Below are 8,630 nucleotides of genomic sequence, written 5' to 3' on the forward strand. Positions count from 1 at the left end.
AGTTATGACTTTTTGCTTGTTCAACCGTGGCTTTAAAGCCTGACTCTGCTATAGCCGTTGCGTCAATATTCTCGTTGCGAATAAAGCGGTAGGCACCTTCCATATCGGCGGGGGATTGAGTGATGTTTACAAGTGGTTTTCCTGGTTCATTTGCAAGCGTTGATGCTAACTTTACCAGACGCACTGTTCTTCTTGGATCACCTAAGTCCGATTTACCGAATTGTTGTTTTGCCCAATGAGTATGTTCGTTAATCATAATGTGCCCTCAAACAAGATTTGAAGATCTGATCATGACATTGAGATTTAGTTCAAAAAATCCCCGCTAATTTCTTAGCAGGGATTTGTGTATAAGAGACAGCTTACAAAACTGCGATCAATTTTTAAACCATCAATATCAAATTGACGAAGTAAACCTAAAGAGGTATACCCAGTGCCAAAGTCATCAATCCACACCTTTACGCCTTCTTTATGGAAGTTTTCAAACGCCTTAGCTATTTTATCAGGACTATGAATGAGCGCTGTTTCCGTTAATTCAACTTTAATGGCTTGTGGTGGTATTTGGTGTTTTTCTAGCAAAGCCATTACTTTTGAAAACACATCACCATCTAAAATTTGTACCGGTGAAATATTTAAAGAAACAGCAATATCTGTCATACCAAAATGTCGCATCTGTTTTAAATCCGACAAACATTGCTCAAAAATCCAGTCACCTAATTCTAAAATCATTCCCGATTGCTCTACATGAGGGATAAACTCATCAGGGCCTACAATACCAAAGCGGGGTGATTGGCACCTTACTAGCGATTCAAAGCCGACCAACTTTCCCGTTCCTAATGATACAAGCGGTTGATAAACCATTTTAAAATAATTATTTTGCATTGCATCCGACATGATTCTCTCTAACTCATGCCATCTTGCGAGATTGACTGGGCTTTCTGATTCTAGGTACTTAAATGCATTCATATTTTGCTCCGATTTTCACTCTTAGTGACTTATGTAATCAAGAGCAAGTTACAGACCATTTAAAAAGTGAATATAACAAAAATAAAAGCAGCAAATTCAAAAGGTTAAGTTTAGTTATTTGAGTATTTAAATTTTTCCATTTTATTTGCATTTTGCAATTCAATTTGCAATGCACCTAAATTAATAAATAAGAGCTTACTCAAGCCCAAACAGCACAGAGAAACCAGTTAGTAATTGTTGGCTAAAAGTAAGGATTAGTAATTGAAGATGAGTATTAAGAAAGGCTGGATAAAACTAATTTAGTTACGCACAGCTTGAATTAAAAAGCGTACACGTAATTTTAAAGCTAGGGAGAAAAAGTTAAAACGGTGATAGGAAACATAAAAAAACGCAGGCAACAATAAATAGTTACCTGCGCAAAAGTCTCTAGTTTGAAAGAGTGTCGTTATTTTCGTTTTTAGGGGCTGTTACATGTTGTGCATAGTTAGTATTTTGCGAGTCAAACGTATTACTCATCGACTGTGCATTTTCAACATCAGCTTGTGTAAAAGTAATCGGCGGTATGTCCGTTAACGGCTCTACAGAATCGCTACCGCGCAGAACTGTAATACCTATTACTAAGGTAGCTACAAGCAAAATAGACAAAACCATGATTTCAGGTGTAAGTACCCAATTATTACTTTTAGGTTGTTGTTTGGCTTTTGTATTTGTTTGCATATTGCACCTCTTAAAAATTTAACTAAATTGTCTTGATTTGATATTTAATATGTTGCGAAAGCCGTGCCAACTAAACAAAAACAAACGAAAGATAAAATAAACAACAAAATCAAAGTATTAAAAATGTAATTTAGAATCCAAAAACAATTCGTAACGTTGTATTTTTATTTTGAATTGCAATTTGCGAATCAAATTGAAAAACTATAATAAAAACACTCATTAAATACTAAAAAATAAATTTAACTTACTCCTAAAATACTAGGTTAATTTCTTCGTTTATCAAGTTTTATGCAACACAAACCCACTTTTTATATTGCTCTTCAATTGCTCAACTCAGCTTTTCCCACACTTGCACTAAACGAGTAAGCTTTAAATGCTTAGATTCAATAGCCTGCTTTGGTGCATATTTATCAAGCAATAAATAAAGTGTTTCACTTACAATTGGTTTAGCTAAATAATCATTCATCCCCGCTTCAATAAATCGCTCTTTATCACCATGAATCGCATTTGCTGTGAGCGCTATTATAGGAGTGGCTATACCTAACTTTCTGATTGCTTTAGTTGCAGAGATCCCATCTAGTATTGGCATCTGGATATCCATAAAAATAATATCAAGTTTATTGTTTTTAGCCTTGGTTATTGCCTCTTGCCCATCACTAGCAATATGTACCCGACAGCCTTTTTGCTCTAAAAACTGCCTTATTACTATTTGATTATTAGTATTATCTTCAGCAACCAATACATTGGTCCCATTCAACTGAGTTAACCCTGAAGGGCTTTCTAAGGCTTCTTTTTGTTCACGATTAGTAAATATAATATCTAAATGAAATAACTGTTCTTCCAATAAACTAATTGCTCGCGGTACATGCGATACTTTAAAAGGGCCATTTAACCTAAGCTCTCTGTCGTTAAGATTTTGCGGTAATAAGCTTTCACCTAGTAAGTCTAAGATAAGTAAACACGGTGAATTAAGGGAGTTATATGTATTTATACACTCGCGTGTTTGGGCTAGCATTGGAGGATCAGTTAATACAATTGCATCAGGAAAACTATCATACTCAGGGATATCTGGGCATATTTCATAGTGCTCAAAAGCGATAGAAAACCGAGTCAGTGTGTGCTCCAACGCGGTTTTTAAAATTTGGTTATGTCCTACAATCCATACTCTTGGCTTTTTACTTCGTGCTGCAAACCCCTCTCGCAATATTGAGTCGGTTGTGTCTATTTGTAACGGGTAATTAACGATAAACTCACTCCCTTTATTGAGCTCAGAGTTAACCGAAATATCTCCCCCTACTACATCACAAATTTGCTTACATATCGCAAGGCCTAAGCCACTACCACCATGTTTTCGGGTAATTGAATTATCTGATTGAATAAAAGGCATAAACATACTTTCTATTTTATTTTTTGCGATTCCCATTCCAGTGTCTTTTACAGATATATAAAGGTTTAAATTATTACCTTCAATATGAGTGCACTTAACAGTAACCGTTATTGCACCATGCTGAGTAAACTTAATCGCGTTGGCTAATAAATTTATGACTATTTGCCTTATACGTACATGATCACCAATTACTTGAGCTGGTACATCAGGATAAAAATCAAAAACAACCTCAAGCCCTTTTTGCAAAGCACTTTGGGTAATAATATCTATTGCTTCTTCAATACACGTATCAATACTAAATGGCTGATTATCGAGTGTTATAGCTTGTGCTTCAAAACGCGAATACGTTAATACATCGTCCAATACACTCAGTAATGCATCAGAGCTTGTTTTAATCATTTGCGTGTAACGCATTTGCTCAGAAGTTAAACCGGTATGATGCAAAATATCTGCAGAGCCAATAACGGCATTTAATGGCGTGCGAATTTCATGGCTAATATTTGCCATAAATCGGCTTTTAGACTCAGCTAATGTTTCTGCCTGATGTTTAGCTTCAAGCAATATTTGCTCGCTTTCAATACGTTCTTGTATATCAACAAGTGTTGCGGCAATAGATAACAAATCGCTTTCGTAGCCACCCACAATGGGAGTAAGTGTCATTTCAACCCAATTATTTATGCCTTGTGCATTAATCAAACGTATATCAAAGCGACGTATATCACGTTTACCTTGTTTATAATCAAGCAAAGTGCTACTAATTTTTTCTACATCTTCTTTTGCTATAAACTTAATTATAGGTAAGCCAAGACTCTCATCTACACTGCTGTGTAAGACGCGTTGCCATGCTTGATTTATAAATAATAAATTGCCAAATGTATCAAGGCGTAAAACAATATCAGGAATATTACCGACGACAGAGTGGTAGTTATATTCTATCTCTGCCATTGCTTGTTCAGCTTTAACTCGCTGCGTAATATTAGTTTCTATAGCGATAAAATGCTTTACTTTACCTTCATCATCTCGCACTGGATTTGCATCAATAGCAACCCAATAAACGTTACCATTTTTATCGTAATTTGTGGTTTCAACTTGAAAAGGAAGCCCATTTTTTATAGCGTGAGACATAACCTTACGACTTTTTTCACATGTTTTTGGCCCTTGCAGTAATTGACCTGGGCTAGTGCCTATAACCTCATCACAGGTGTAACCTGTAAGTACTTCAAAACTATTGTTAACCCACTCAATTACGCCAAATTTATCTGTAATTATTACTAAGTTATTTGTATGGCTTGCAACAAGCGATAAGCGTTTTACATATTTTTGTTGTTGTGTGAGCAATAATTGAGAATCTTTATGACGTTGAATGTCATAGAACGAGCCTATAAAGCCGCTTTTTTCATCATAAACTAACCTTAACTCAAACCAGTTCATGAGCCCGATGCTGCTTTTAATTTGTATTTCTACACTGGGAGCCTGCTTCCCTTCTAGTAAACAACAGCTGTATGCGACAAAATGCATAATATCATCGCAATTCATTAACTTAGTAATATTGGAGCCAATTAATGAATCGGTTGAGTAACCTAACTTCTTCTCCCAAGCTTCATTAATATAAGTAAAATTCAAATGTTTATCACACTCAAAAATACACTCATCTAAAATAGCTAATAGCTTTGCTTGACGTCGATTACTATTGGAGAGTTTTTCGACCAATGCATATTGGATTTGCACTTGTAGTTCATCGTTGTTATCCATGCTCTCTCCAATACTTTATAAAAGTTTTACTATCACAAACTCGCGCATAAAGAGGAAAAACCTCTTCACAGTAAAAAGTTTGTTCAAAAGGAGTGCGTCTCGGTGTGCAGTCACTTAAAATAGTGGCATTAGAACCACGTGCAACAGCAGTGCGCACAGTTGAATCAATACAGATAGAAGACACAGTACCCGCTAAAATTATATTAGTGGCCCCATGTTTTTTGATGTTTTCGGCTAAACCTATATGTGTAAAAGCATTTAAACTTCTTTCCCCAAATACCACCTCTATAATATTACTAAAAAGGTCTAGCTGCTTAATGGTTTGAGCACCGTACGAACCCGCTTTAAATGCCCCCACCGCAATGACTTTTAATATACCAATCGGATTTTTAAGCTCGCTATAGTTTTGCGTAAAGTGAATGGGTGTATTAATAACTAAAGCAAATTGCTCTGCCCGGAAGGTCAATAAATAGAGTGTATTTTCCCCCACGCCAGTAATTCTTGATGACTCTTCAACCTCGTCATACAAAATGCCTTTTGGCAAAAAGTAATTGTTTTGAAAACCAATTAAAATAGGTGCTGTCTTAGAGAAATCATCCATAACTCTCTCCTTATTAATCAATTTAAGAGGCTAACTGCCAAGGTTTAATAAATTTCTCAAGTACCGCTTTTGTCACTGGCTTCTGTAAATAGTGAGTAATTCCTTTATCAAACAACTCAGCTATTTGCTCATCGCCTGTTAACCCCGTTAAAATAACTTTAGGAGTATTGTTATTAGGTGTATTTTGCCTAACTAATTGCTGCGCCACATCGCTACCAAACATTCCTGGCATACGCTCATCTAAAAGTAGCAAGTCAAATGGTTCATTTTGAGCAAGCGTTAATGCACTGGCACCATTTTCTGCACACGTTACTAAGCAGCCCAGCATTTCAAGCATTACTTTTGTAGCAATTTGGCTCGGTAAGCTGTCGTCTGCTACTAATACCGATAAACGTGTTTGTGTGTAAATGTTGTTAAAATAGTAATTAAGTCGGTATCAAAAAATGGCCAGCCTAATATTTTTTTAGATAGTTTATGAGCTTGGCTCAGCTCGTAAATGTCGTTAATAGAGCACAACTTTATGTGTGTATTTAAGCTGTCACTATTTAATTTATCAATTAATGCGTTACCACTAAGATGGCGTAAATCCTCTAGCTGTGCAGACTCTCTAAGCGTGCTATTAAATAATTTAAAATTTAAACCAAAACGATCGTGAGTATTAGCTGACATTTTTAAACAGCTTTTGAGTAACGCTTCGCAATCAGTTAAAACGTCTACATTTTGTCTAACATCAAGCGCTAAACTAACAGACTCTTTAGTTGCTAAGAGCCCGTGAAAATCCAACGTGTTTACTTGTTCAGAATCATCAATCTGATAGTGAATACTAACTCCCTGAATATTTGCTTCGAGGTTAAGTAAAAAGCACTGCTTTACTGCTGCTAGCGCCGGAGTAAGAAACGCCTCGCATTGTGCAATCATTTGCTCTGGCGAAATTTGCAAACAGACGTAGTTACATTGCAACTTATTGATTAAGGTAATAGAGAATTTTTGACTTTGGGTTTCACAATATTTACCTATTACTCCTTGGATAATTTCTAAAACGTGACTATTAATATTCATAAAGCATTCTCGTTAACCCAATGTATAGCTCTACATCATCAAGTTATGTGCCATAAATTAATTCTTGTAAACACACTTGCATTCATAGACTTAAGTATTAGACAAACAGGGCTCTGGTTTTTCATTCGCATTTTGCAAATCATATTGCTATGCATAATATGATTTATGCTTTTATTAGAATGGTGCAATCGATTTTTTTTTCTTTAAATAATTTTTCAATCATTTAAACTGATTTTAATCAAATTGAGGAGAAAGCTATGTTAACTGTAATTTTTGGCCGTGAAGGTTGTCCATATTGTGTTCGTGCAAAAGATGTTGCGCAGCAACTATCAAATGAACGTGATGACTTTAAATTTCGTTACATCGACATAATTAAAGAAGGCATTAGTAAAGCCGACCTTGAAAAGTCAGCGGGTAAGCCTTGCCCTACTGTTCCACAAATTTTTGTAGACCAAAATCACATTGGTGGATTTACAGAATTTGAAGCTTACGCAAAAGAAAACCTAGGCTTGTATAAATAAGCTTTGTATTAAATATGTTAACCAGTTTAATAAACCCTACATTAACTGGTTAAATTTCGACCAACATCAAACACATACAAATTAGTTTCAATTTATACAAGCATTTGCCTCGCGAATCCTATATAATACGCGCCTCTTTAAATTCGTTGAGGCGTATTAATGTCAGAACCAGTCACGTTTGAATCTCTAAATCTTTCTCCTGCAATTTTGAAGGCAGTTGAAGAGTTGGGTTACAAGACACCATCTGAAATCCAAGCTCAATGTATACCGTTATTGCTAGAAAGAAAGGACGTACTGGGACTAGCTCAAACGGGTACAGGTAAAACCGCAGCATTTGCACTGCCATTACTAAATAATATTGACCCGTCTGTGAAACAGCCACAGATCCTTGTACTCACACCAACACGTGAGCTTGCGATCCAAGTTGCTGAGGCATTCGAACAATATGCTAAACATGTTCGTGGTATTGAAGTATTGGCACTATATGGTGGCCAAAGCTACAGTATCCAACTAAGCGCACTTCGTCGTGGCGCTCAGGTTATTGTTGCAACTCCAGGTCGTTTAATCGATCACATTAACCGTGGCACTATCAAGTTTGATGCTCTACAAGCTCTTGTACTTGATGAAGCCGATGAAATGTTACGTATGGGCTTTATCGATGATGTAGAAAGCATCATGGAAAAAACACCGCGCGAAAAGCAAACATGTCTTTTCTCTGCGACTATGCCTAAGCAAATTCAAAACATCAGCAGCAAGTATATGAACAATCCTGAACAGGTTCATATTTCTGCGCGTAACTCTACAGTATCATCTGTTGAGCAAGTGTTTTGGAATGCAAGCGTACATAAAAATAAAGCAATTGTTCGTTTCTTAGAAGCTGAGCAATATGAAGGTGCTATTGTTTTCGTACGTACGCGTAACGATACAGTACAACTTGCTGAGTTATTAGAGCGCGAAGGTTTCTCTGCTGCTCCACTTAACGGTGACATGAACCAGCAAGCACGTGAACGCACTGTAGATCGCTTAAAAAGTGGCATGCTAAACATTGTTATTGCAACAGATGTAGCGGCACGTGGTCTAGATGTTGACCGTTTAAGCTTAGTTATCAACTACGATATCCCACAAGATTCTGAAGCCTACGTTCACCGTATCGGCCGTACAGGTCGTGCTGGTCGTACTGGTAAAGCAATCTTATTCGTAAAACATAATGAACGTTATTTACTTAAAAATATCATTCGTCATACGAAATCTGAAATTGCTCAAGTTGAATTACCTACAGCAAAAATTGTTGAAGAAAAACGTATCGAAGCGTTACAAGCAAAATTAACTATTGCGCTTGAAAACAAAGACATCACGTTCTTCAATGAAGTAGCTACTAACATGGCTGAAAAACTTGATCTTCCTCTTGAAAGCTTAGCGGGTGCGTTACTGTGTTTAGCACAGCAACAGTCGCCAATTAAAGTTGAAGAAGTTAAGATTCAACCTCGTGAACGTAACGAGCGTAACGACCGCAATTCACGCAACGATCGTGGTGACCGTGGACGTCGTAACGAACGTGGCGGCGAACGTGGTGGTGAACGCGCTGAGCGTAAACCTCGCGAACGTAACAGCCGTGATGCAGGTCCTATGG

General features: G+C 36.8%; 9 protein-coding genes. 2 read left to right on the top strand and 7 right to left on the bottom strand.

Going from position 1 to position 8,630, the window contains the following annotated elements:
* The 7 genes from L655_RS0113705 to L655_RS01000000125620 form a co-directional block, all read right to left on the bottom strand.
* Nucleotides 1–256 (bottom strand): transposase DNA-binding-containing protein (locus tag L655_RS0113705; RefSeq protein WP_029751894.1); only part of this gene is annotated, 256 nt, incomplete at its 3' end.
* A gap of 74 nt (nt 257–330) precedes the next feature.
* Entirely contained in the window at nt 331–963 is a 633-nt protein-coding gene (locus L655_RS0113710) for an EAL domain-containing protein (protein WP_241764490.1), read from the bottom strand.
* 426 nt (nt 964–1,389) lie between these two features.
* Complete coding sequence (locus tag L655_RS0113720; protein WP_024605330.1) at nt 1,390–1,680, bottom strand: hypothetical protein; 291 nt, start codon at nt 1,678–1,680, stop codon at nt 1,390–1,392.
* Between the two features lie 328 nt (nt 1,681–2,008).
* A complete protein-coding gene (locus tag L655_RS0113725; RefSeq protein WP_024605331.1) occupies nt 2,009–4,819 on the bottom strand; it encodes a PAS domain-containing hybrid sensor histidine kinase/response regulator in 2,811 nt (936 codons plus the stop codon).
* A complete protein-coding gene (locus L655_RS0113730) occupies nt 4,812–5,420 on the bottom strand; it encodes an isochorismatase family protein (RefSeq protein ID WP_024605332.1) in 609 nt (202 codons plus the stop codon). The genes L655_RS0113725 and L655_RS0113730 overlap by 8 nt, the downstream gene beginning before the upstream one ends.
* 22 nt (nt 5,421–5,442) lie before the next feature.
* Entirely contained in the window at nt 5,443–5,757 is a 315-nt protein-coding gene (locus L655_RS1000000128030; protein WP_241764491.1) for a response regulator, read from the bottom strand.
* Nucleotides 5,758–5,798: 41 nt separating this feature from the next.
* On the bottom strand, nt 5,799–6,479 hold the full coding sequence (locus L655_RS01000000125620; RefSeq protein ID WP_241764492.1) for a hypothetical protein: 681 nt from the start codon (nt 6,477–6,479) through the stop codon (nt 5,799–5,801).
* Between the two features lie 257 nt (nt 6,480–6,736).
* On the opposite strand from L655_RS01000000125620, the gene L655_RS0113740 reads away from it, so the two are divergent.
* Together L655_RS0113740 and L655_RS0113745 are read left to right on the top strand one after the other, a co-directional pair.
* A complete protein-coding gene (locus L655_RS0113740; protein ID WP_024605333.1) occupies nt 6,737–7,000 on the top strand; it encodes a GrxA family glutaredoxin in 264 nt (87 codons plus the stop codon).
* A 159-nt stretch (nt 7,001–7,159) separates the two neighbouring features.
* On the top strand, nt 7,160–8,630 hold a 1,471-nt coding region (locus L655_RS0113745; RefSeq protein ID WP_024605334.1), incomplete at its 3' end, for a DEAD/DEAH box helicase.

Origin of the sequence: Pseudoalteromonas sp. TAE79, from assembly GCF_000498015.1 — a bacterium.
Classification (GTDB): Bacteria; Pseudomonadota; Gammaproteobacteria; order Enterobacterales; family Alteromonadaceae; genus Pseudoalteromonas.